This is a genomic window from Flavobacterium sp. B330r (assembly GCF_056824325.1).
In genome coordinates, this window is the sequence record NZ_CP124860.1 from 3,325,496 (window position 1) to 3,347,620 (window position 22,125).

Below are 22,125 nucleotides of genomic sequence, written 5' to 3' on the forward strand. Positions count from 1 at the left end.
TACTATATTTTAATATGTGTGCAAATTTTCCCAAACAATATTTATTGGATTAGAATAAGCTTTATTTTCGATTTGTAAAATTTTACAGATAAGAAAATAGATTAATCAAAACACTCCATTAAAAGCAAATCGCCTTCAAGATGTGTAATGGTTACAATGCCATCTTTTTCGACAGAATTACTGCTTCCGGTTCTGTAACCCATTGTTAGTGTATCGTTGTTTAATTCGTACTTTAAATTGGCAGAAGAAATTCCGTTTACAACACCAATTGGAATAAGTGAAATTGGTGTTTTAGCGGTGTACCATTTCTCAAATTTTGTTGGAAGTAAAAATATTTTTGAATGATCGTCGAGAATTACAATTTTGAGTGAATTTCTGTAACGAACAATCTGTGTAAGGTTTGTAATTGTATGGTCGGCACGTTTTCCGGTTGCCCAAACAACATTTACGGCAGGAATTTTTCTTTCGATAAGATAATCAAAAGCCTTTTCCAGATCTGTTTTATCTTGATCTGGCGTATGAACGATTTCGATTGGAAATTGCGAAGTTTTATAAATTTCAGGATCAAAACCGCGGTCAAAATCACCCAAAAGCACATCGACTTTTATGCCTAATTCAATCACTCTTTCAATAGCCGAATCTAAAACGATAACCAGTGGCGACCATTCTAATAATTGTCCTAATAATTCGGGATCGCAGGCTGCGCCATTTGCAATTATTAAAGCGGGTTCTTGATCGTCGCGGACTATATGGTGTGATGACATAAGCGTTTTTTTGAATGTGGTGTAAAGGTACGGGTTAGAATTTTAGATTTATGATTTTAGATTTTAGATTTTTTTTAAATCGTAGTAAAAATCTACAATCTACAATCTACAATCTAAAATCTACAATCAGAAATCAAGAAGTCTTCTGTGATAATTTATCTGTCCTAAATGATATGCTAAATGTGTTGAAAGATGAATTAAGAAAAAGCCTGTTGTCATTTCTTTTTCAAAAACAATCTGCGGATAAATCTGTTCTAAATCTTTTTCAGTTAAGGAATCTAAACTTTTATTGATCACTTCAATCGTGTCTTCGATTTTAGAAATCAATTCTGCTTTTGGAATATCTTTTAATGAAAACTCTAACGGACGATTACGCACATAGCCTGTTTTGCCTATTTCTGCGCCAATGTAAGTATTAAGATTGCCAATTAAATGCAAACATAAGTTTCCAGCTGAATTGGAAATGTTTTTATCTATTACCCAAATTTGTTTTTCGAATTCGTACGATTCGATTTCAAATTTTAGTTTGTTTAAATCTCTGTTGAACAGTGTTTTTAAAGTTTGTAATGACATTGTTTTATTTGAATTAATGGTAAATGAAGAAAAGACAAATCAATGTCAGTATTGTTCCTGCCAGTGATGTTAGAAACACAAATGTATTATCTCTTGTTTGTTTGGTTATGAACTTAATGCTTCGATAACAAATGAAATATACAGCTATAATAGGATAATATATAAATTTTCCTAAAATATTGATAATCAAGATGTAGAAAATTAAACTGATTATAATTCCTAAAGCCATTCCTGCTAGACTTCCATAAATTGTTTTTTGATTAATTTCTCTATCTTTTAAAATTGCTTGATGTTCATTAAATTTAGAGTCGATTAAATTATTTAATTCAATGGAATCTAGTATGTCTGATTGTATAAATTGTTTTATGAAGTCCAAATCAGAATAATCATTACTCAAATCATATACTTCCTTTGTTATTCTTTGTATTTCTTTTTTATTAATTTTATTGGATTCTAAAGTAGCTAGAAAAACGTCAATTCCTCCTCTGTTATTTATTTCCGAAAGTATTTCCGTGCTAGCTTTTCCAGAGTAATCAACCATAGTAATATAAGCTTCTTCAAGATCTTTGTCAGAGTAATTTTTGTAATTCATATCAATAACAAATTCGGTCGATTAATTTCTATTTTTTATCGGTATCCAAATTTCTTCTTCAGAAGTTGGGTCGTCTTTTTTGTATTTATGATCCATTACGGCAAAATGCGGTCTGTCATCTACCGTGTATTCCGAATTTGGGAGCCATTCTGCAAAAATGTAATGATATGTTTTATGAGCTTCTGTTGCTGGGCCTAAATGAAGAAAAACGGCATATAAACCATCTGGAACAATTAAAGTTTTCATTCCTTCTGGAATAGTTTGATAGTCTGAAACTTCTACTGCGGCCCATTTCTGGAAACTGTCATTAGGATCAAAATTATCAAAATGGTTTTCTGCATACACTTCTAAAGAATATAAATTGGCATCAATAGCATTTTTTATTTCTTTTCGATTGGGCATAAAACCACTCCATAATTGAAACGTTTTATTCTCGATAAATGACATTTCGATAGAATGTCCAACGAGTTTTTTCTCGGTTAAGTTTTTAATGATGGGTAGCATAAATTATTCAATTTTGTATTTCTGTGTACTGGTTTCGCTTAGAGAGAAATACCCAAGCGGATAATTGTTTTTGTCTGTTGTATTGATGATGTTTCCTTTTACGGTTGCTGGCGGCGATTGAAACGGACCTCCAACATTACTTCCTGCTATACTTACCAAGATGTTCATGTAATTATAATATTGTTTAGAAATCCCGTAATGCGTTACCTCGACTTCATCTCCTGCTTTTAAATCTTCATCAATGGCGCTACTGAAAATTTCATTTCCCTGATAGAATTTATCTTCAGAAACATAATAATTTGAAGTTACTTTATTCGAATAAATATATTTAAATAAATAAAAATTGTCTTCGTCTGCTGGATCTGTAAAATAAGCTTTTATTTCGATATCTTCTCCGGTAAAACCGCTGTTGTTTTTTTGTTCGATTCGAGTAATTGGCGCTACCGATTTTAAAACTTCAGATGCTGTATAAGTGTTTTCTTTGTCAATAACGGTTAAAGTATATTCTTCATTAATTTCAGGTCTGAAATTAGGGCAGATATAACGCCCTGTATTATTAAATTCAATAAAATTAAATTTCTGATTTTTGCTATTTGTCACATAAACCACAGCGTTTGATACCGCGGGAATTACATCCTCAAAATAGCCTGTTGTCGAGGTTAATCTGATAACTTGTTGTTTTCCAGTCGTGCCCTTTTCCCAAGTTATAGCGGCTTCGATCACCAGTTTTGGAGGAGCGGTATCTAAGTCAACATCAACTACTTCTTCGCAACTAGTGAAAAACAATGATGTAAAAAATACGATTAAAAAAACTAATTTTCTCATAAGCTTATTTTTAGTTTTTGAACTGATTTTTTTAGAATTTGAAATTATAACTTACTGCAGGAACAATTCCGAAAATGGATAATCTCACTGCTTCATTTGCCCCCGTATCAACATTTTGCCTAAAGTTGATTGAAGCGGCATTCATTCGATTATAAAGATTGTAAATACTGAAAACCCATTCGCCTTTCCAGTTTCTATTTTTGTTGTTGCGCGGCGTTAGTGTTGCAGAAATATCCAAATGATTATAAGAAGGAAGTCGATTTTCGTTTCGTAAACCATAACTTGGAACTATAATGCCTAGATATTGGTACTGCCCGTTCGGATATGTTACGGGTTGTCCTGACTGCAATGCAAAGTTAGCACCAAATGACCATTTTTCGTTTAAATTGTATGCAGATGTAATCGCTAAATTATGCGTTTTGTCATAAGCAGATGCGTACCATTTGCCATCGTTAATGCCAATTTCTTCTGAAGTTCTTCCTGGAGTCTGTTGTTCTGATCTTGAGAGTGTGTACGAAATCCAGCCATTAAAGCGGCCTTTGTTTTTCTTTATCATCAGTTCTAAACCATATGAGCGCATCTGACCATTTAAAATAACCTGTTCTATGGCATTGTTGGCAATTAAATCGGCTCCGTCAATATAATCCAGTCTGTTTTGTATTTTTTTGTAATAGGTTTCTACTTCTAGCGAATAAGCGTCATTATAAATATTTCTAAAATAACCTAGCGCCACCTGATCTGCAAGTTGAGGTTTAATGTAATTATCGCTCGGCATCCAAACATCTAGCGGAGTAGGAGATGAGGTATTAGAAATTAATTGAAGATATTGCGCCATTCTATTGTAACTCGCTTTTAGAGCTTGTTCTTCGTTTAATTGGTACGAAATAGAAAAACGGGGTTCAAGATTGTTGTAACTCGTAATGACTTTGTTTTTGCCAAAATATTGTGTTGAAGTTGGCGTGCCTTTTTCGTAAATCTGCATGTCGGTATTAAAAACTACGGCTTCATTGTTATCGTAGTAATTAATAGTGGAAGCGCCTAATCTGTAAAATAAGCTGTATCGCAATCCGTAAGCGACAGTAAGTCTTTTAGAAATCTGACTTTCGGCATCTAAATAAATAGAAGGTTCAAAAGCATATTTTCTGTCTAATTGATCTGGATTAATACCAGAATCTTCCCCGGTTGGCTTTATGGTTCCTGGATTAAAGTTGTAATAAATTCCATTAACGCCATAATTCAGTTTTAATTTGTCTGAAAGATAATGTTTGAAATCGTATTTGATGTTATAGTTTTTGATTCCTGAATCCCAATTGAAACCAACAAAATCAAGATCCAATCCGTAATAGTAATCACTGTAAATTAAGGATAGATTGGAGAATAATTTATCAGAATACAGATGATTCCATCTCAGATTTAAAGTTGAATTTCCATAAGTATTGGTAAAACTTTTATTTAATCTGAAAACGTCTCGTCCAAAATATCCAGATAAATACAAACTGTTATTATCGTTGAGTTTATAGTTTAATTTGGTATTTAAATCATAAAAATAAGCAGCATTGTCTTTGTTGTCTTCAGAAAGTTTAAGAAAAAGATGTGCGTAAGAAGCCCTTCCGCCAATCAAAAAAGAACCTTTGTCTTTTACAATTGGACCTTCTGCCAGTAAACGGCTCGAAATTAATCCGATTCCGCCATTCATATGAAAATCTTTACTACTCCCGTCTTTTTGATAAATTTCTAAAACCGAAGAAGCTCTTCCGCCATATCGTGCAGGAATTCCACCTTTATACAGTTTTAAATCTTTAATAGCATCTGGATTAAAGACAGAGAAGAATCCGAAAACGTGAGACGAATTAAAAATAGTCGCTTCATCTAAAAGAATCAGATTTTGGTCTGCACCGCCTCCGCGGACATTAAATCCGGAAGCTCCTTCGCCTGCATTGGTAACGCCTGGAAGTAATAAAATAGATTTCAAGACGTCCACTTCTCCTAAAACAACAGGCATTTTTTTTATGGTTGAAATGGAGAGTTTGTTCACGCTCATTTCAGGTGATTTGATATTGGCTTTGCTTTTGTTTTCTGTAATGATGACTTCCTGCAGTTCTTCGCCACCTTCTTTGATCGAGAAATTGCTTTTTATATTCTGATCTAAAACAATATTTTTTTGAATGGTTTGATAGCCCACGTAGCTAATTTCGATTTCATATTCGCCTTTTGGTGCAGAAAGAGAATAAAAGCCGTATTCGTTGGTTGTCGTTCCAATTTTTAAAGCTGGAATAAAGATATTAACTCCAATTAAAGTTTCGTTGTTTTTACTGTCGCTGATAGTTCCGCTTAAAGTAAATTTTTCCTGCGCAAATGAGGTGAAGACCGTTAAAATGAAAAGAAGAAATGTGCAGGTATTTTTTGTAATCATTATATTGATTTTGATTTACATAGATAATGAATTCTTACTAAATATTCTTACGGAACTTTTGTTAAACATAAGTTAAGATAAAAAAAGGACAACCTTTGTGGGTTGTCCTTTTTGTTTATTTCGAAATACAGATGTATTCTGAATTATTTGATTTTAGCAACAATAGCGTTGAAAGTTTCACTAGGACGCATTGCTTTGCTTATTAACTCAGGAGTTGGTTGGTAGTAACCTCCAATGTTCTGAGCTTTTCCTTGGGCAGCAATTAATTCTGCATCGATTTTAGCTTCGTTAGCTTCAAATTCAGCAGCAATTGGAGTAAAGATAGCTTGCAATTCAGCATCTTTAGTTTGAGCAGCCAAAGCTTGAGCCCAATAGAAAGCTAAATAGAAGTGAGAACCACGGTTGTCAATTTGACCTACTTTACGAGCTGGAGATTTATCGTTTGCTAAGAATTTATCGTTAGCTTGATCTAAAGTTTCAGATAAAACAATAGCTTTAGAGTTGTCTAAAGTTTGTCCTAAATGCTCTAAAGAAGCACCAAGAGCTAAAAATTCTCCTAATGAATCCCAACGTAAGTATCCTTCTTCTGTAAATTGCTCAACGTGTTTAGGAGCAGAACCTCCAGCACCCGTTTCAAACAATCCACCACCGTTCATTAACGGAACGATAGAAAGCATTTTAGCAGAAGTTCCTAATTCTAAGATTGGGAATAAATCTGTTAAGTAGTCACGTAAAACGTTTCCTGTTACAGAGATCGTATCTAAACCTTTGATGATTCTGTCTAAAGTAAATTCTGTAGCAGCAATTGGGTTTAAAATACGAATATCTAAGTTTGTAGTATCGTAGTCTTTAAGGTATTTTTGAACTTTTACGATCAATTCTCTATCGTGTGCTCTATTTTCGTCTAACCAGAAAACAGCAGGAGTACTAGATAAACGAGCTCTGTTTACAGCCAATTTAACCCAGTCTTGAATAGGAGCGTCTTTTGCTTGACACATTCTAAAAATGTCATTAGCTTCAACATTTTGCTCCATTAAAACATTTCCGTTTGCATCAACCACACGTACAACACCGTCACCTTTAATTTGGAAAGTTTTATCGTGAGATCCGTATTCTTCAGCTTTTTGAGCCATCAATCCAACGTTAGGAACACTTCCCATTGTTTTCGGGTCAAAAGCACCATGTTTTTTACAGAAATCGATAGTTGCAGTATAAACTCCAGCATAAGATCTATCTGGAATAACAGCAAATGTATCTTGTGCTTTACCTTCTTTATTCCACATTTGTCCAGAAGTACGGATCATTGCTGGCATAGAAGCATCAACAATTACGTCTGAAGGAACATGTAAGTTTGTAATTCCTTTATCAGAATTTACCATTGCTAAAGCTGGTCCGTTTGCGATTGCCTGATCGATAGCAGCTTCAACTTCTGCTTGCTCAGGTCTTCCAGCGATTTTAGCGTAGATATCGCCTAAACCATTTCTAGTGTCAACGTTTAATTCAGCAAATAAAGAAGCGTATTTTTCGAAAACATCTGCAAAATATACTTCAACGATAGCGCCAAAGATAATTGGATCAGAAACTTTCATCATTGTAGCTTTTAAGTGTACAGAAAGTAACACTCCTGCAGCTTTAGCTTCAGCGATAACATCAGCAGCAAAAGCTTTTAATTTGCTTACGCTTAAAACAGAGCTATCAATAATTTCTCCAGCTTTTAATGGCGTACTTGCTTTAAGAACAGTTGCAGTTCCGTCTTTAGCAACAAATTCGATTTTTACATCATTAGCTTCATTTACAGTCAGTGATTTTTCACTTCCGTAAAAATCACCGCCTGACATAGAAGCCACTTTAGTTTTTGAGTCAGCAGACCAAGCACCCATAGAGTGCGGGTTTGCTTTTGCAAAGTTTTTAACTGCTCTTGGAGCTCTACGGTCAGAGTTTCCTTCACGTAAAACTGGGTTTACAGCAGAACCTAATACTTTTGCATATTTAGCTTTAATTTCCTTTTCAGCATCGTTTTGTGGATCTTCTGGGAAATTTGGTACGTTGTATCCGTGCGATTGTAATTCAGCAATAGCCGCTTTTAATTGTGGTACAGATGCTGAAATGTTTGGTAATTTGATGATGTTAGCTTCTGGCTGAGTTGCTAATTGACCTAATTCTGCCAATGCATCTCCAGTTTTTTGAGCATCTGTCAAAGAATCTGGGAAATTTGATAAAATTCTTCCTGCCAGCGAAATATCTCTGGTTTCGATTTCAATTCCAGCTGTTGCTGTAAAAGCTTGAACAATTGGTAACAAAGAGTAAGTTGCCAATAACGGCGCCTCATCAGTTAAGGTGTAAAAAATTTTTGATTTATTCATTTTCTTTTTTTTTTATAATCGTATCGTCAGGAGTTAACGATGTAAAAGATATATTCGGCTCAAAATGAGCGGAGCAAATATAATAAAATCACAACGAAAACGGTTGAGTTTTGATGAGAAAAGACGAAATTAACAGATTGTTATTTCGAGCTCATTAAATTGCTAAATCGATGATTTTGGTATTAAAAAATTACGGTTTTGTTAGTGGTAGAAATAGAACATAAAAAAAACTCGTTTCAAGCAATATGAAACGAGTTTTTTATAACAGATTGATAAATGATTATCTTCTTTTATCTTTAATCTTAGCTTTTTTACCAGTAAGTTGTCTGAAGTAGAAAATTCTAGCTCTACGTACAGCACCTTTCTTGTTGATTTCGATTTTTTGTAAAGCTGGTAAGTTTACTGGGAAGATACGCTCAACTCCAATAGCTCCAGACATTTTACGAATAGTAAAAGTTTCTGTGTTACCAGAACCTCTTCTTTGAATAACAACTCCTTTAAAAAACTGAGTTCTAGTTTTTTCACCCTCTTTAATTTCGTAGAAAACTGTAATAGTATCTCCAGCTCCAAATACAGGGAAATCTTTTCTAGCAACGAATTCGTCTTGAACGAATTTTAATAAATCTGCCATGATAATTTTTTATTATTGTTTTTAATAGAGTAACATTCACGGATCTCGCCAGAGGTTAGTCTAATTCGGGTGCAAATGTAAAAAATAATTATAAATTATGAATTATAAATTGTAAATTATTTTAACTGTTTGATAAAATGTGTTTTATGGTTCTAATTTATGGTTTTTGTTGTTATTAATGTTTGAACATGAGAATTGTATTTTTGCTATGTTATTTAAGGTGAAATCTTACATTTGTATAGGTTTTGATTAAAATACGATGGATAAAAATTATATGAAAGAATATATCGATTTTTCTAATGAATTTAGAAAATCGAATGGTTCTAAAGAAAGTGTTGAGAAAATGTATGACCTTTTGTATGAACTAGAAAGCATTGAGAAAAACAAACAGGAAAGTTTAGTTCTTTCAAATGTTTATATTCTTTTGGGTTTTCATAGATCAGCTTTTGAAACTTTTAAAGAAGCTGCAGATTCAAAAAACACAAAGGATACTTCTAAACTGTATGTTTTGGAGCAGAAAGCGAAATCGCATGAAAACAATTTTATTATAAAGGATCTTAGGAAACTTAGAGGGAAAAAAGAAAAAGTGCAATTAGTTCTGAATGATTTCTCACAGTCAAAAAAAGACGAAAAGAAATTTAAAATTAAAAACAAAAATATTGTTGTATTTAATAAGGTTCTTGAAAAAGGTAAATTTTCGATTTGCTTACCAAATAATCATATTGAAGCGTATTTTGATAAAATAGTTGAGCACATTAATTGGCTTTCAAATTGTAAAAACGAATTAATTGATTTTTATAACAAAGAACAATATGATTCGCAAATTAGAGCAGATCTTGATTGGTATGATACTTTAGAATTATATCGAGTTTTAATAATTATTAATGATGATGGTACTTTCACATCTGTTACTGCTGGAGATGATTTTTACCGAGATCATTTGCTGGACATAGAACTATCTGGCAATCAAATTACATCTATGAATTATAGCGGATAGATTTTAGTCTCAGTCACAGTTTTCGGTCTCAGTCACTAAAAACTGAACACTAAAAACTGAACACTGAACACTGATTACTATTTATCTTCCAACAAATCTGGTCGTCTATTTTTAGTATGTTCATACGCCATGTCTTCTCGCCATTTGTCGATTTTGGCTGCGTGTCCGCTGGTTAAAACTTCTGGAACTTTCCATCCTTTATAATCTGCAGGTCTTGTATATATTGGTCCTGAAAGCAAATTGTCCTGAAAACTATCTGTTAAGGCTGAAGTTTCGTCACTTAAAACACCAGGAATTAATCGAATTAAAGCATCAGATAAAACTATGGCGCCCAATTCTCCTCCAGATAAAACATAATCGCCAATTGAGATTTCTTTTGTAATAAAATGATCTCTAACTCTTTGGTCTACACCTTTGTAATGTCCGCATAAAATGATAATGTTTTCATACATTGACATCTTATTTGCCATTTTTTGGTCTAAAGTCTCGCCATCGGGTGACATATATATTACTTCGTCGTATTCTCGCTGACTTTTCAAATGCGTAATACAATCATCAATAGGCTGAATTGTCATTACCATTCCCGCACCTCCACCAAAAGGATAATCATCTACACTTTTTTGTCTATTTGTACTGTAATCACGAAGATTGTGAAAATGCACTTCGACCAAACCTTTATCAATGGCGCGTTTCATAATTGAGGCCTCAAACGGACTTCTTAATAATTCAGGTAAAAGTGTAATAATGTCAATTCGCATCTTTATTTGATAGTTTTCTTGCTGGCAAAGATACAAATATTGCAGAGAGTCTTTTGGTAATAATTATATAACATAATTTTTGAATTGTATAAAATTTAAAGTAATAACTTTATTTATTATTACAATGTTGATTATCAGATAATAATATCCAAATGCCGAACATAAATTTAAACTTAGTTATGAAAAAAACAATACTAATTCCCGCTGTATTTGCGCTCTTTATGTCGTGCGCAAGTACCAATACGGCAAGTGTAGCCGTGGGAGAAGAAAAATCGAAAGTCCTCAAGATCCTAGGTAATCCGGTAAGAACCTTAGATAATAATCGAAATGGAGAAATACTAGTCTATGCAGATCAGGTTTTTTCTGAAGACGGAACAACGTCATTGGCCGGATCAAATTATTGGCGTTACAATTATATTTATATAAATACGGTTGGTAAAGTAACGGCAACACGACAAGAGAAACAGAATTATCCGCCTCAAGCAATTGATTCTGTAAAAATGGAAGGACTAAACTTATTGACTTCTAAGTAATTTTTTGGACTATATTTTTATACAATTCGTATTTTTAGATTTATTTAGAAATACGAATTGTTTATTTAATGACTTCACCCAAAATAAAAATCCTTGCCATATCTGGAAGTACGAGAAGTAATTCCAGTAATTTCAAAATTCTGAAATACATTTCAAATTATTTAAAACCTAATTTCGAAATGGAAATTTTTGAAGATTTAGAAAGCCTTCCTCATTTTAATCCCGATTTAGATACTGATAATCCTCCGCAAGAAATCACTTCATTTAGAAATAAAATAAGAGATGCTGATGGCGTTATTATTTGCACGCCCGAATACGTGTTTAGCCTTCCGGCAAGTTTAAAAAATGCTTTAGAATGGTGTGTTTCAACCACGATTTTTTCAAACAAAAATACAGGTCTTATTACAGCTTCTGCCTCTGGAGAAATGGGACATGAGCAGCTTTTGCTGGTAATGAAAACGCTTGAAGCTAAATTTGATGATGCAACACAGCTTTTAATTCAGGGAGTTCGCGGAAAAGTTAGCGCTGAAGGCGAAATCACATCAGAACAAACTGCAGAAGCACTTCAAAATTTTGTAGAAAACGTTAAGAATCAATTTTTATAATATATTTACTTTCTGAAATTTATATCATAAAATGATTAGCAGAAGAAATTTTATCGTAACCACAGGTCTTGCTACAACTGCTGTTTTGGCTTCACCATCATTTGCATTTTCTATGAATAAAAAAGAAATAGGCTTACAACTGTATACGCTTCGTGAAGAACTTCCGAAAGATGTAAAAGGAACTTTAGAAAAAGTTGCCCAAGCAGGTTATACCAATGTCGAAACATATGGTTTTTCGACAAAAGATCAGTTTTGGGGATTAACGCCAAAAGAACTTAAAAAGATTTTAGATGATAATGGATTGAAAGCTGTTAGCGGACATTACAATTTAGGAAGCTTTTTGTACGATGGAAACACCGAGGAACTAATTGCGTCAATTGAAGCTGCTAAAATTCTAAAAAGCGAATTTCTAACTGTTCCGTGGGTTGACGAACCTTTCAGAAGAAATATTGAAGATTATAAAAAGATAGCCGCTCGTGTAAATGAAGCCGCAAAAATGTGTAAAAGTGCAGGTTTAAAACTGGCCTATCATAATCATGATTTTGAATTTCAAAAGCACGATGGCGTAACGGGTTATGAAATTTTATTAAAGGAAACCGACAAAGATTTGGTCTTTTTTGAATTGGATTTGTATTGGGTAATTCATTCTGGAAATGATCCTTTAAAATTATTTAGAGAAAATCCTAGTCGCTTTAAAATGTGGCACGTAAAAGATAAAGATAAAGACAAAATAAATAATGATCTAAATACCGAAATTGGTTCTGGAACAATCGATTTTAAACCTATTTTTAAAGAAGCAAAACAATCGGGAATGGTTCATTTTTTTGTAGAACAGGAGAATAATTTTGCTACAAGTTCTTTTGAATCGATTAAAACGAGTTGTGATTTTATTTCGAAAAATTTAATCTAATTCATGTTTATGAAGAGACTTCTTTTATTGGTATTTGTAATTCTTTGTTCATGTCAATCTGATAAAAAGGAAAAAGAAAGTTTGTTGCCACAAACTTTACAGCAAATATTACCGCCTGAGCCTTATTTTGTAGATATTAAAGTTAATGATGTTAAGCTTGCTGAGCCAGTTTTTGGCGATTGGCTGTATTCTCGTAAAGAAAAAGGGCAGACTTTTGAGCAGTTTATTAAAACAAAACATGTTGTTCCATCCAAAGAAGAAAATATTATTTATCTGCAACCTATAGGAACATTTAATTCGTTGCAGGTCAAACAAATTGAATTGGTTCGTCAATATTTACAAATATTTTTTCAGCTGGAAACCAAAGTTTTAAAAGATGTTTCAAATGATATTATTCCGAATAATGCTAGAAGAATTGGAGATGTTGGGCAGGAGCAATTTTTAGCAGGCTATATTTTAACCGATGTGTTAAAAAAAGAAAAGCCCGATAAAGGAGTTGCTTTAATGGCCATAACAGAAAAAGATTTGTACCCAAAGCCAGAATGGAACTACGTTTTTGGATTAGCATCTTATAGGGATAAAATTGCGGTAAGTTCGATGTACAGAATGCAAAAAGAAGCAGACTTTAATTTGAGTTTAGATCGATTATTGAAGATTTGTTCGCACGAAATAGGGCATATGTTCGGTTTGCATCATTGCATTGAAGCGAATTGTGTTATGAATGGAACAAATAGCATGGTAGAAACAGATAGACATTCCCTTAGATTGTGTTCTCTTTGTCAAAGAAAACTAAATTCGGGATTTAAATACGATAATAAAAAAAGGTTACTTGAGTTAGAAAAGTACTTCAAGGAGAATAAATTAAATGAAGGTTTAGAATTGATGGAAAAAGACCTTAAAAGCATTCAACAAAAATAAAAAGATCATGAGTTTAGGAACAAGCAAAGAATTTATAAAAGGAGACGAAATCGAGTGGGAAGTAGTCGGAGAAGGAATAAAACGCAAGATTTTAGCTTTTGACGAAAGAGTGATGCTGGTAAATGTGCATTTTGAGAAAGGTGGAATTGGTGTTTTACACGAACATTATCATACACAAGTTACTTACGTAGCAAGTGGAAAATTCGATGTTACGATAAACGGTGTGACCGAAACGCTAAAGGAAGGCGATAGTTTTTACATTCCGCCTCATGCAATTCATGGAGTTGTTTGTTTGGAAACAGGAATGCTAACGGATGTTTTTGGCCCTGCGAGAGAAGATTTTTTGAAGTATTAAAAAAAAAATAAAAAATCCGTAAATATCTGCGTCTTCGCGATAGCGAATCTGCGTTATCAGTGTTTTAAGTAATGTGGCAGAAATGGAAAGAGTATCTTTGCTATAAAGACAAAAGAAGATATCTTAATTAAAAAAATGTTAGATAAATAAAAACAATTGGTCATAAATTTGTGACCAATTGTTTTTATAAATCATAACTAAGGAGTTTTTCCCGTAATAATTTTAACATTTTTCCCACACAATCCTTTTGCATTTTGATATTCTTCAAAAGATACTAATTGACCTTGTTTTACTTTTTTCAATTCAGCGCTACTTTTTAAATCTGTAAAATCTGTATAATGGGCGAAGTACCTCTCGTTATCAGATTCAATAAATACAAATGAATCATTTTGAGTTTTTATTAAATTTCCAAGTTTAGTACCTTCTTCAATTTGAGTGTCCAACAAATAATTAAGTGACTCATCTTCAAATTTTTCATTGAATTTTAAGACTACTTTTCTTTTTAAATAAGTCAAACTGATATGATACTGATTACCTTCAATTACATTTTTTATGTATTCTTTATTTTTAAGGATTTCCGTTGTAGGTATCATTGTCATAAAAGTGTAAATAGCATCACAAAAATTCTTTATCATTTTGACATCTACAATATTTAATCTCACACAAGAATGAAATGTATCAAAAGCTTTCTTAAAATGACTAATTCCTGCATCGATGTCATTTTCGATTTTCAAATAACTTTGACCTGCGTTTGAATATAGAGTTATCAGTTCAGTGTAAGCCACTCTTAAATTTAAAGGGTCTAGAGTAGTTTCACTTATCAAAGTTTTTATTATTTGAATAGCTTTGTTGAATTCTTTCATCACGTTATAACATCTAGCAAATAAGAATGCAGAATTAGGATGATTTGGTTTAAGCTTATAAACCTTTTCCGCACATTCAAGAGCTTTTTTAGTATCTTCTAAATGGAAAAGAAGAAATTGGGCATAAAAATATAGAAGTCTTGGATTATCAGGCGCAATCTCCAATCCTATTAAATAATCATCTTCAGCACTTAATGTATCACCGTTGGTAGCTTTCATAAAAGCACTAACCCTATACACCTCATAATAATTTGGGTCAACATTTTTTGCTTCATTAACCTTTTGAAAAGCCTTTGTGTAATTGCTTGATTTAGAATAAGCTAGGGCTTCAGATAATAATTTTGCCGCAATTCTTTGATTAGGAGTTTCGCATGCTAAGGCATTTATCGAAAATTCATTATAACTATTAATTTTCTTAATATCATGTATGCCAGATGTAAGTTCTCGAGATTTTGCTGTTATTTTTTTAACATAATTTTGGTCTACTGGATGCTTTTGAGATAAATATTCCTTAGCAAATTCAGGAATATAATAATAGACCTCTTCAATATTTGTCACATCAATTATCTCCCTGCTTATTAAAGTAGTTTTAAACAGTTCAATTAAATATTTACGAGCGTCTAGTGTTTCATAATCAGATAAGTATAAAATTTCAGCACTACTTAATTTTCTTCTAGATGCTCTTATCGAATTTAAAACAGAAATAGCACCTTCGCTTAATTTTTCGTATACATTGGTTAGACAAAAATTTAATAAATCATCTTTATTATTTAAGACCTCTTGAGGAGATATTCCTGTTTCAACAGTACTCACAAACCATTTAAGAGCTAAAGGATTATAATATAGTTTTGAGGCAATGTCAATCAAAGTACTTTGAGGAAGTTTCATTAAAATATCACTGTTTCTAATTCTTGCAATTTCTCTAATCAATTTTGCACATTCATTTTCAGTAAGTCCACTTAATGTTCTTGGATATTCCAATTCTCCTAAACCAATCCTCGAAGTTATGACTATATTACATTTTGTTTGAGCGCTTCTAATAAAATTTCTAACCTCCTCGCTTTGAATTGTTTCTAAATTATCAATAATAATAAGTGTTTTAAACAAATCAAGATACTCAATAATAACATCAAATTTATTCGAAACAACTGAACTGTCTAGAGAATCCGTTATCACTGATATAAGACCAGTGTAGTCAGTAATAGCAGTATAAATTTCTTCAATTCCTTTCGAAGTTAACATTGTTGTTTTCGCTGATGTCCAAATTATAAGTTCAAATGGGCATTTTTCACCCATATCGACCAAATCATAAGCAACTTTTACGGCTAATGCAGTTTTCCCTATACCCCCATCACCCAAAATACTAACAACTTTATTGGAAAAAATTAATTTCTTTATTTCATCTAAGTCCTTCGTTCTTCCTATAAATCCAGTATCATCAAAATCGGGAGCAGGTAAATTATGTACCACTTTACTATTCTGCGTATATAATGAAACTGGTGGTAGACGTAAAGTGAGTAAATAAGAAGGGTCTTTTTCAATTAATTCTCTAGCTTCAATTGTGAATTTCCAATCTATTGGAGAATCATTCTTTAAAGTTTGAACAAAATCATGAACAGTGGAAAAATCTCCACCTAATAAAGGCCTTGTATGCATCACTCTATTTCTAATCGGTATTAAATCAACCAATTGCTGAAAAATAGAGGTAAGGTAATCAGCCGTTTGTTTAGGCAAGAAAACATCGTTCTTTTTCAATATATTAAATGAATCATAAAAATCAATATAATCGAGAACATCATCGATATTCGAATTAAAATTAACTCCAGGATTATCTTTTTTAAATCTATCAATAACTCGTGATTGTAGGTCTTCATCCCTAAAAAAACTTATATCTTCATGAAATGGAGTTACATATTTTTTTAGCACATTTTTTAAATCTATTTCCAGTCCGTATATAAATGCCGCTAAGGTTAATCTTATTTCAGTAATTTTTGCCATGTTAACAGTTATTGATTTTAACAAATATATTAAGAAAAAACTCAATATTTATTTTAGAAAAAAAATAAATTAGATCTAATAAAATACGATTAGCAAAACGTTTAACATTTATGTATTATTCTCAAATAAATTTAAGGTTCTTATATAATTCTACGAGTAGCAAACATTCTACAAGAAAAAAATAACGAGTGACGAAAAGGAGTCACGAAAACAGCTAAAAACGTTTCAAAACGATTTTTGGCTTTTAAAAATCATTGTTATTACGAAATTACAAAATAGTAAAGCGTTTATTTATAGGGATCTAAAAGTTGACACCGATTTTGCAGATTCGCTATCGCGAAGACGCAGATTTAATTTAAAAAAAACTTAAATTATAAGTTTAGATTAAATATAGGTGGTATTTTTGCAGCATGAATTTATCTAAAACTAATGTACTGTTTATGGCAGTTTGCACTGGTCTTATAGTTGCAAATCTTTATTACTGCCAGCCTTTGATTGTTTTAATTGCCAACGAATTTAAAATTCCTGAAGCCAGCGCTGGAACAATAACCTATCTAACTCAAGCAGGTTATGCGATCGGACTGTTTTTTATGGTTCCGCTTGGCGATAAAATAGAACGAAAAAGGCAAATTTTAATGACCACTTTTGCTACTGTAATTGCTTTATTAATTGCAGCAACAGCCAAAAGTTTTCTTGTTTTGCAAATTGCTTCATTGCTAATTGGAATCACGTCGATTGTACCACAGCTTATTCTTCCTCTTGCCGCTTCTTTAAGCGCGCCTGAAGAACGAGGAAAAGTGGTTGGAACTATTATGAGCGGACTTTTAGTTGGGATTTTGCTTTCGCGAACTTTAAGCGGATTTATCGGCCAAGTTTTAGGCTGGAGATCGATGTTTTATATCGCGGCTGGAATTTGTCTTTTGATCTTTTTTGTCATTCAAAGTAAATTTCCGCAGAATAAACCACAGTTTCAAGGAACTTATGGTCAATTAATCCAATCTTTGTTTACGCTAATCAAAACACAACCTGTTTTGCGCGAAGCAACGGCAATTAATGTTTTTAGTTTTGCTCAGTTTGGAGCATTCTGGACTACAATGGTTTTATTGCTTTCTGGCGAACCTTTTAATTTTAATAGTGCTACAATTGGTCTGTTCGGAATTGTTGGAGCTTCTGGAGCTTTGGCTGCGCCTTTGGTTGGGAAATTGGGAGATAAAGGAAACTCTAGAATTGCAGTAGGTTATGGCTGTTTGTTAGTTTTAATAAGCTTTATAGTTTTCTATTTTGCTATTGAAAGTGTAATCGGAATTGCAATCGGAATTGTGTTTATTGATATCGGAATTCAAGGCGTTCACATTTCAAACCAAACACGAGTTTATTCATTATTGCCAGAAGCTAGAAACAGATTAAATACGGTGTTTATGTCGCTTACTTTTCTAGGTACCGCTGCAGGATCTGCTTATGGTTTAATGCTATGGAAATGGGGCGGATGGCACGCTGTAGCTATTGGATGTATGATTTTATCTACTTTGTCATTAATAGTCTACGGACTTACTTATAAATCAAAATCTAAAAAGGCAAAAGCGCAAATTGATTAAAAAATTAATTTGTAAATTTGCGTTCAAATTAAAAATAACAACATGGAAAACGGAATATACGCTAAATTTAATACTAGCAAAGGTTCAATTTTAGTAAAATTGACACACGATTTGACACCGGGAACTGTAGGTAACTTTGTAGCTCTTGCAGAAGGAAATATGGAAAATAAAGTGAAGCCTCAAGGACAAAAATTCTATGACGGATTAACTTTTCATAGAGTAATTGCAGATTTCATGATTCAAGGTGGTTGTCCAAAAGGAACTGGAACTGGAGATCCAGGTTATAAATTTGATGATGAATTTCACCCAAGTTTAAAACACGATCGCCCAGGAGTTTTATCTATGGCAAATTCAGGACCTGGAAGTAATGGTTCTCAATTTTTCATTACTCACGTTGCAACTCCTTGGTTAGATAATAAACATACTGTTTTTGGAAACGTTGTTGAAGGACAAGATGTTGTTGATGCTGTTGCTCAAGGAGACAATTTAGAGTCAGTTGAGATTATCAGAGTTGGAGAAGAAGCTCAAAAATGGAATGCAATTGAAGCTTTCATTGGTTTAAAAGGTGCTCGTCTAAAAAGAGAAGCAGCTTTAAAAGCAGAATCTGAAGCAAAAATGGAACAATTAGCTGCTGGTTTTGATAGAACAGAAAGCGGTTTACGTTATAAAATGATTCAAAAAGGAGAAGGAAAAAGAGCTGAAGCAGGAAAAACAGTTTCTGTTCACTACGAAGGATCTCTAGAAAACGGAAAAGTATTTGATTCTTCTTACCCACGTAAAAAACCAATCGAATTCAAATTAGGAATTGGACAAGTTATTGAAGGATGGGACGAAGGTATTGCTTTATTGCAAGTTGGAGACAAAGCTCGTTTTGTTATTCCTTCTGATTTAGGATACGGACCAGCTGGTGCTGGAGGAGTTATTCCACCAAACGCAACTTTGATTTTCGACGTTGAATTAATGGACGTAAAATAAGACTTTAAAAGCAATTTAGTATTGTTTTAAATAATAATCCCATGCGCCGTAGCGTATGGGATTTTTTTATATTTACTTGAATTAAAAAAAGCAAAACCAAGAAATGAAAAAAACGATTTTAAGTTTAATGGCCATAATGTTGTTTGCAGCGGCATGTGGTACTAAAAAAACGGCTGTTGCAGAAACAGCTCCTGTTGAAAAGGAAGTTAAAGCAAAAGAATTAACTCCAGAATTAGCAGAAGGCAAAAGTCTTTACGAGAATAGTTGTGCGAGATGTCATAAACTCTATGAACCAAAAGAGTATACAAAAACAGAATGGACGCCGATTTTGGTAAAAATGGGTAAAAAAGCAAAATTAAACGAAACTCAAATGGTTTCAATTACAAATTATATTGATTCGCAATTGTAATTTAGATTTAAGTAATAAGAATAAAAAAACTGTTCAATCGAACAGTTTTTTTTGTTTTCAAATAGATATAAAAAAAACACCGTCACAAAATGAGGTGTTTTTAAATTTAAGAATGATGTACTGCAGAGTTATCTACAGCTATTACTTTTAAAGTTTTGATGCCAGCCGGTAATTCCCAATCAACTTCGTCATTTTCTTTAAATCCAATAATAGCAACACTTAAAGGTGCTAGAATTGATATTTTAGATTGTTTTACATCTGCTGCTGAAGGTAAAACGATTTGAATTTTCATTTGTTTCTTGGCTTTTACATCTTCTATCGTTACAAATGAATTGATTCGGATTACCGAACTATCCAATTCGCTTTCTTTACTAATTACAGCGCGATCTAATTCTTGCGAAAGCTGATTGGCTTCTTTAGTATTTGTCGAGTTTTTACTTTTTAAAATCAATTCTCTTAAAAATTGATAATCTGATTTACAGAAAGTGGGTGTTGGTTTCATATCTATATTGAATTTATTGTTATAAAATTTTAAATGATGTTTTCTTCTTAGAATAATCTACAAGTAAAAATTTCTCTGACTTTAACAGAATCGAAATGTTTAATCTGAAAAACAAAAAAAAATCTGATCAAAAATTGATTTTTGTCAAATAATAAAATGTTTAAGCTGATGTAAATCCTCCGTCAAAAAGAAGAAAAGTGAAGTAGACGGAGGCCTAAAAAATAAAGGCCTTATTATGTGAAATAATTACAGCAGGTAGCGGTTTTGCTAAGCAAAACGACTTTATAGAAGCTGTAAATGGTGTTTTATTTCCCATAAGGAGGATTAAATTGATTTGCAAAGATAGTTAATCTTTTTGAATTTAGTGAGGTTTTACTTCCATTTAATGCCACAGCCCAAACTAGGTTTCTGTGGTTCTTTTAAACTTCTGTTGTAAATTAAGGCGTCAATCGCCCCTCTAAGGTCACTTCCGCTAAGGGGAATTCCGTTGCCAGGTCTTGAATCGTCAAGTTGTCCGCGATAGAATAATTTGTCTTGATTATCAAACAAATAGAAATCTGGGGTGCAAGCCGCTTGATAAGCTTTTGCTGTTTCCTGACTTTCATCGTACAAATAAGGAAAATCAATTTTATTTTCCATGGCAAAGTCCGTCATTAATTCTGGACTGTCTTCAGGATACTTAACAACATCATTGCTAGAAATGGCAATTACTCCAAGTCCTTGAACGCGATAATCATTCGCAATCATTACAATTTCAGTTATTACATGATGCACAAATGGGCAATGGTTGCAAATGAATATTACCAAAGTGCCTTTCGAACCTTTTAAATCTTCAAAAGAAAAAGTATTGTTCGAGTTGGTATCTTTTAGGTAAAAATCAGGTGCAACTGTTCCTAATGGAAGCATTGTTGATTCAGTTCGTGCCATTTTATTCGAAATTTGATTTTCAAAAGTAGCTTTAAAAATCTGTAAATAAAAGAGCACAATAATAAAAAATACCCAAAGAAAGCAGTTAGCTGATCCAGCTTGCTTCTTTGGATACTTTTTTAAGTTTTTATGAATTCAAAAAAGCCAGTAAATCTTCATTTAGCTTTTCTCTATCGGTATAAAAAAGTCCGTGAGGTGCACCTTCGTATTCGATATAAGTATTGTTGGCTATAGATTTTGCTGCTTTTCTGGATGTAAGGTCAATTGGCACAATTTTATCATCGTCTCCGTGAATGATTAAAGTTGGAACTTTAATGAAATCTACTTCATCTCTAAAATCTGTGAATGAAAAAGATTCAGCACATTTTAAAGTAGCGCGTGGAGAAGCCGCTGAACATAAAGCTCTGTAGTATTCTAATAAAGGCGTACTTAAAGGTTTATTGATAATATTGACGCCAAAAAAAGTTTTTCCGAAATTATCAATAAAAGCAATTCTATCTTCTTTTATTGCTGCTGCCGTATTTTCGCTTTTCTCTTTTGGATGTCCGTCTGGATTATCATGCGTTTTTAGCAGAAAAGGAATGATTGACGAAATCAAAGCTGCTTTTGTAACTCCTTTTCCGCCATGACGGCTGAAATAACGAACCACTTCGCCACCGCCCATTGAGAAACCAACAAGAGTTACATTTTCTAATTCTAATTGCTCAATAATTTCCTTTAGATCATCTGCTAAAGTATCATAATCGTAACCATCCCACGGTTGAGAAGATTTTCCAAATCCGCGTCGGTCGTAGGCAATTACGCGATAATTATTTTGTACTAAATGATCAATCTGATATTCCCACATTTCATTAGAAAGCGGCCAGCCGTGAATTAAGATAACAGGTTTTCCCTGACCGTAATCCTTTACATAAAGCCTCACATTTTGAGCAGTTTCTATATATTTATCGGTATGAACCTGTTTTAAATTAGATTCAAAATCCTTAATTGACATGCATGCATTTGGTTCAGTATGTTCCATGTTATATCTTTTTACGTGAGTATTTTCGTTTTTCTTCAAGTAAAATTAGCTCGTAAGTAGAAGAAATAGGTTATAGAATTAGGCGCATTAATTA

Annotated in this window: 22 protein-coding genes; 9 read left to right on the top strand and 13 right to left on the bottom strand. The window is 32.8% G+C overall.

The genetic code is table 11. The features are described from left to right. Positions 1 to 101: 101 nt before the first annotated feature. The 8 genes from QLQ95_RS14680 to rplS form a co-directional block, all read right to left on the bottom strand. Positions 102 to 764: a thiamine diphosphokinase gene (locus QLQ95_RS14680; RefSeq protein WP_320493921.1), complete on the bottom strand. Its 663-nt coding sequence runs from the start codon at positions 762 to 764 to the stop codon at positions 102 to 104. Positions 765 to 890: 126 nt separating this feature from the next. Next, positions 891 to 1,337: a DinB family protein gene (locus QLQ95_RS14685; RefSeq protein WP_482500391.1), complete on the bottom strand. Its 447-nt coding sequence runs from the start codon at positions 1,335 to 1,337 to the stop codon at positions 891 to 893. A 13-nt stretch (positions 1,338 to 1,350) separates the two neighbouring features. Next, complete coding sequence (locus tag QLQ95_RS14690) at positions 1,351 to 1,929, bottom strand: hypothetical protein (protein WP_482500393.1); 579 nt, start codon at positions 1,927 to 1,929, stop codon at positions 1,351 to 1,353. 21 nt (positions 1,930 to 1,950) lie between these two features. Beyond that, positions 1,951 to 2,433, bottom strand: a complete 483-nt coding sequence (locus QLQ95_RS14695) for a GyrI-like domain-containing protein (RefSeq protein ID WP_095931365.1) — start codon at positions 2,431 to 2,433, stop codon at positions 1,951 to 1,953. Positions 2,434 to 2,436: 3 nt separating this feature from the next. Further along, the gene (locus QLQ95_RS14700; protein WP_482500395.1) at positions 2,437 to 3,258 is read right to left on the bottom strand and encodes a DUF4249 domain-containing protein; all 822 of its coding nucleotides are present in this window, start codon (positions 3,256 to 3,258) and stop codon (positions 2,437 to 2,439) included. A gap of 31 nt (positions 3,259 to 3,289) precedes the next feature. Beyond that, positions 3,290 to 5,671: a TonB-dependent receptor gene (locus QLQ95_RS14705; RefSeq protein WP_482500397.1), complete on the bottom strand. Its 2,382-nt coding sequence runs from the start codon at positions 5,669 to 5,671 to the stop codon at positions 3,290 to 3,292. A 143-nt stretch (positions 5,672 to 5,814) separates the two neighbouring features. Next, positions 5,815 to 8,034, bottom strand: coding sequence for an NADP-dependent isocitrate dehydrogenase (locus tag QLQ95_RS14710; RefSeq protein WP_095931368.1), 2,220 nt, complete (start codon positions 8,032 to 8,034; stop codon positions 5,815 to 5,817). Positions 8,035 to 8,314: 280 nt separating this feature from the next. Then, positions 8,315 to 8,665 (bottom strand): 50S ribosomal protein L19, encoded by a 351-nt coding sequence (gene rplS / locus QLQ95_RS14715; protein WP_095931369.1) that lies wholly within the window; start codon positions 8,663 to 8,665, stop codon positions 8,315 to 8,317. 259 nt (positions 8,666 to 8,924) lie between these two features. Here rplS and QLQ95_RS14720 point away from each other — a divergent pair, with 259 nt between their 5' ends. Beyond that, positions 8,925 to 9,662 (top strand): hypothetical protein, encoded by a 738-nt coding sequence (locus tag QLQ95_RS14720; RefSeq protein WP_482500400.1) that lies wholly within the window; start codon positions 8,925 to 8,927, stop codon positions 9,660 to 9,662. Positions 9,663 to 9,739: 77 nt separating this feature from the next. On the opposite strand, the gene trmD is transcribed toward QLQ95_RS14720, so the two are convergent. Next, a complete protein-coding gene (gene trmD, locus QLQ95_RS14725; protein ID WP_095931371.1) occupies positions 9,740 to 10,420 on the bottom strand; it encodes a tRNA (guanosine(37)-N1)-methyltransferase TrmD in 681 nt (226 codons plus the stop codon). A 179-nt stretch (positions 10,421 to 10,599) separates the two neighbouring features. Between trmD and QLQ95_RS14730 the strand changes: the two genes are divergently transcribed. The 5 genes from QLQ95_RS14730 to QLQ95_RS14750 all read left to right on the top strand — a co-directional run bounded on the left by QLQ95_RS14730 (position 10,600) and on the right by QLQ95_RS14750 (position 13,741). Then, on the top strand, positions 10,600 to 10,953 hold the full coding sequence (locus QLQ95_RS14730) for a hypothetical protein (protein WP_095931442.1): 354 nt from the start codon (positions 10,600 to 10,602) through the stop codon (positions 10,951 to 10,953). Positions 10,954 to 11,021: 68 nt separating this feature from the next. Then, the gene (locus QLQ95_RS14735; protein ID WP_482500402.1) at positions 11,022 to 11,558 is read left to right on the top strand and encodes an NADPH-dependent FMN reductase; all 537 of its coding nucleotides are present in this window, start codon (positions 11,022 to 11,024) and stop codon (positions 11,556 to 11,558) included. Positions 11,559 to 11,589: 31 nt separating this feature from the next. After that, positions 11,590 to 12,468, top strand: coding sequence for a sugar phosphate isomerase/epimerase family protein (locus QLQ95_RS14740; RefSeq protein WP_320493928.1), 879 nt, complete (start codon positions 11,590 to 11,592; stop codon positions 12,466 to 12,468). Positions 12,469 to 12,477: 9 nt separating this feature from the next. Beyond that, entirely contained in the window at positions 12,478 to 13,386 is a 909-nt protein-coding gene (locus QLQ95_RS14745; RefSeq protein ID WP_320493929.1) for a reprolysin-like metallopeptidase, read from the top strand. A gap of 4 nt (positions 13,387 to 13,390) precedes the next feature. Further along, positions 13,391 to 13,741, top strand: a complete 351-nt coding sequence (locus tag QLQ95_RS14750; protein ID WP_482504062.1) for a cupin domain-containing protein — start codon at positions 13,391 to 13,393, stop codon at positions 13,739 to 13,741. Positions 13,742 to 13,938: 197 nt separating this feature from the next. Here QLQ95_RS14750 and QLQ95_RS14755 read toward each other — a convergent pair whose 3' ends face one another. Beyond that, on the bottom strand, positions 13,939 to 16,602 hold the full coding sequence (locus tag QLQ95_RS14755; protein ID WP_482500403.1) for a CDC27 family protein: 2,664 nt from the start codon (positions 16,600 to 16,602) through the stop codon (positions 13,939 to 13,941). A 440-nt stretch (positions 16,603 to 17,042) separates the two neighbouring features. On the opposite strand from QLQ95_RS14755, the gene QLQ95_RS14760 reads away from it, so the two are divergent. The 3 genes from QLQ95_RS14760 to QLQ95_RS14770 all read left to right on the top strand — a co-directional run bounded on the left by QLQ95_RS14760 (position 17,043) and on the right by QLQ95_RS14770 (position 19,581). Beyond that, positions 17,043 to 18,197, top strand: a complete 1,155-nt coding sequence (locus tag QLQ95_RS14760) for an MFS transporter (protein WP_253251866.1) — start codon at positions 17,043 to 17,045, stop codon at positions 18,195 to 18,197. Positions 18,198 to 18,239: 42 nt separating this feature from the next. Beyond that, a complete protein-coding gene (locus tag QLQ95_RS14765) occupies positions 18,240 to 19,172 on the top strand; it encodes a peptidylprolyl isomerase (protein ID WP_250835211.1) in 933 nt (310 codons plus the stop codon). Positions 19,173 to 19,275: 103 nt separating this feature from the next. Beyond that, a complete protein-coding gene (locus tag QLQ95_RS14770) occupies positions 19,276 to 19,581 on the top strand; it encodes a cytochrome c (protein ID WP_428237909.1) in 306 nt (101 codons plus the stop codon). 106 nt (positions 19,582 to 19,687) lie between these two features. Here the strand turns inward: QLQ95_RS14770 and QLQ95_RS14775 are convergent, their stop codons facing one another. From QLQ95_RS14775 to QLQ95_RS14785, 3 genes are all read right to left on the bottom strand, one after another. After that, a complete protein-coding gene (locus QLQ95_RS14775) occupies positions 19,688 to 20,083 on the bottom strand; it encodes a GreA/GreB family elongation factor (RefSeq protein WP_095931379.1) in 396 nt (131 codons plus the stop codon). Between the two features lie 372 nt (positions 20,084 to 20,455). Further along, positions 20,456 to 21,010: a thioredoxin family protein gene (locus QLQ95_RS14780; RefSeq protein WP_428237908.1), complete on the bottom strand. Its 555-nt coding sequence runs from the start codon at positions 21,008 to 21,010 to the stop codon at positions 20,456 to 20,458. Between the two features lie 127 nt (positions 21,011 to 21,137). Continuing rightward, complete coding sequence (locus QLQ95_RS14785) at positions 21,138 to 22,031, bottom strand: alpha/beta fold hydrolase (protein WP_095931380.1); 894 nt, start codon at positions 22,029 to 22,031, stop codon at positions 21,138 to 21,140. Between the last annotated feature and the right edge of the window lie 94 nt (positions 22,032 to 22,125).

Bases quoted from the DNA above. Each gene is read 5' to 3' on its own strand.
- QLQ95_RS14740 (WP_320493928.1), top strand. From the start codon at position 11,590: ATGATTAGCAGAAGAAATTTTATCGTAACCACAGGTCTTGCTACAACT.
- QLQ95_RS14775 (WP_095931379.1), bottom strand. From the start codon at position 20,083: ATGAAACCAACACCCACTTTCTGTAAATCAGATTATCAATTTTTAAGA.
- QLQ95_RS14745 (WP_320493929.1), top strand. From the start codon at position 12,478: ATGAAGAGACTTCTTTTATTGGTATTTGTAATTCTTTGTTCATGTCAA.
- QLQ95_RS14700 (WP_482500395.1), bottom strand. From the start codon at position 3,258: ATGAGAAAATTAGTTTTTTTAATCGTATTTTTTACATCATTGTTTTTC.
- QLQ95_RS14705 (WP_482500397.1), bottom strand. From the start codon at position 5,671: ATGATTACAAAAAATACCTGCACATTTCTTCTTTTCATTTTAACGGTC.
- QLQ95_RS14765 (WP_250835211.1), top strand. From the start codon at position 18,240: ATGGAAAACGGAATATACGCTAAATTTAATACTAGCAAAGGTTCAATT.
- QLQ95_RS14685 (WP_482500391.1), bottom strand. From the start codon at position 1,337: ATGTCATTACAAACTTTAAAAACACTGTTCAACAGAGATTTAAACAAA.
- QLQ95_RS14730 (WP_095931442.1), top strand. From the start codon at position 10,600: ATGAAAAAAACAATACTAATTCCCGCTGTATTTGCGCTCTTTATGTCG.
- QLQ95_RS14710 (WP_095931368.1), bottom strand. From the start codon at position 8,034: ATGAATAAATCAAAAATTTTTTACACCTTAACTGATGAGGCGCCGTTA.
- QLQ95_RS14755 (WP_482500403.1), bottom strand. From the start codon at position 16,602: ATGGCAAAAATTACTGAAATAAGATTAACCTTAGCGGCATTTATATAC.
- QLQ95_RS14780 (WP_428237908.1), bottom strand. From the start codon at position 21,010: ATGGCACGAACTGAATCAACAATGCTTCCATTAGGAACAGTTGCACCT.
- rplS (WP_095931369.1), bottom strand. From the start codon at position 8,665: ATGGCAGATTTATTAAAATTCGTTCAAGACGAATTCGTTGCTAGAAAA.
- QLQ95_RS14760 (WP_253251866.1), top strand. From the start codon at position 17,043: ATGGCAGTTTGCACTGGTCTTATAGTTGCAAATCTTTATTACTGCCAG.
- QLQ95_RS14785 (WP_095931380.1), bottom strand. From the start codon at position 22,031: ATGGAACATACTGAACCAAATGCATGCATGTCAATTAAGGATTTTGAA.
- QLQ95_RS14695 (WP_095931365.1), bottom strand. From the start codon at position 2,433: ATGCTACCCATCATTAAAAACTTAACCGAGAAAAAACTCGTTGGACAT.
- QLQ95_RS14735 (WP_482500402.1), top strand. From the start codon at position 11,022: ATGACTTCACCCAAAATAAAAATCCTTGCCATATCTGGAAGTACGAGA.
- QLQ95_RS14680 (WP_320493921.1), bottom strand. From the start codon at position 764: ATGTCATCACACCATATAGTCCGCGACGATCAAGAACCCGCTTTAATA.
- QLQ95_RS14770 (WP_428237909.1), top strand. From the start codon at position 19,276: ATGAAAAAAACGATTTTAAGTTTAATGGCCATAATGTTGTTTGCAGCG.
- QLQ95_RS14720 (WP_482500400.1), top strand. From the start codon at position 8,925: ATGGATAAAAATTATATGAAAGAATATATCGATTTTTCTAATGAATTT.
- QLQ95_RS14690 (WP_482500393.1), bottom strand. From the start codon at position 1,929: ATGAATTACAAAAATTACTCTGACAAAGATCTTGAAGAAGCTTATATT.
- trmD (WP_095931371.1), bottom strand. From the start codon at position 10,420: ATGCGAATTGACATTATTACACTTTTACCTGAATTATTAAGAAGTCCG.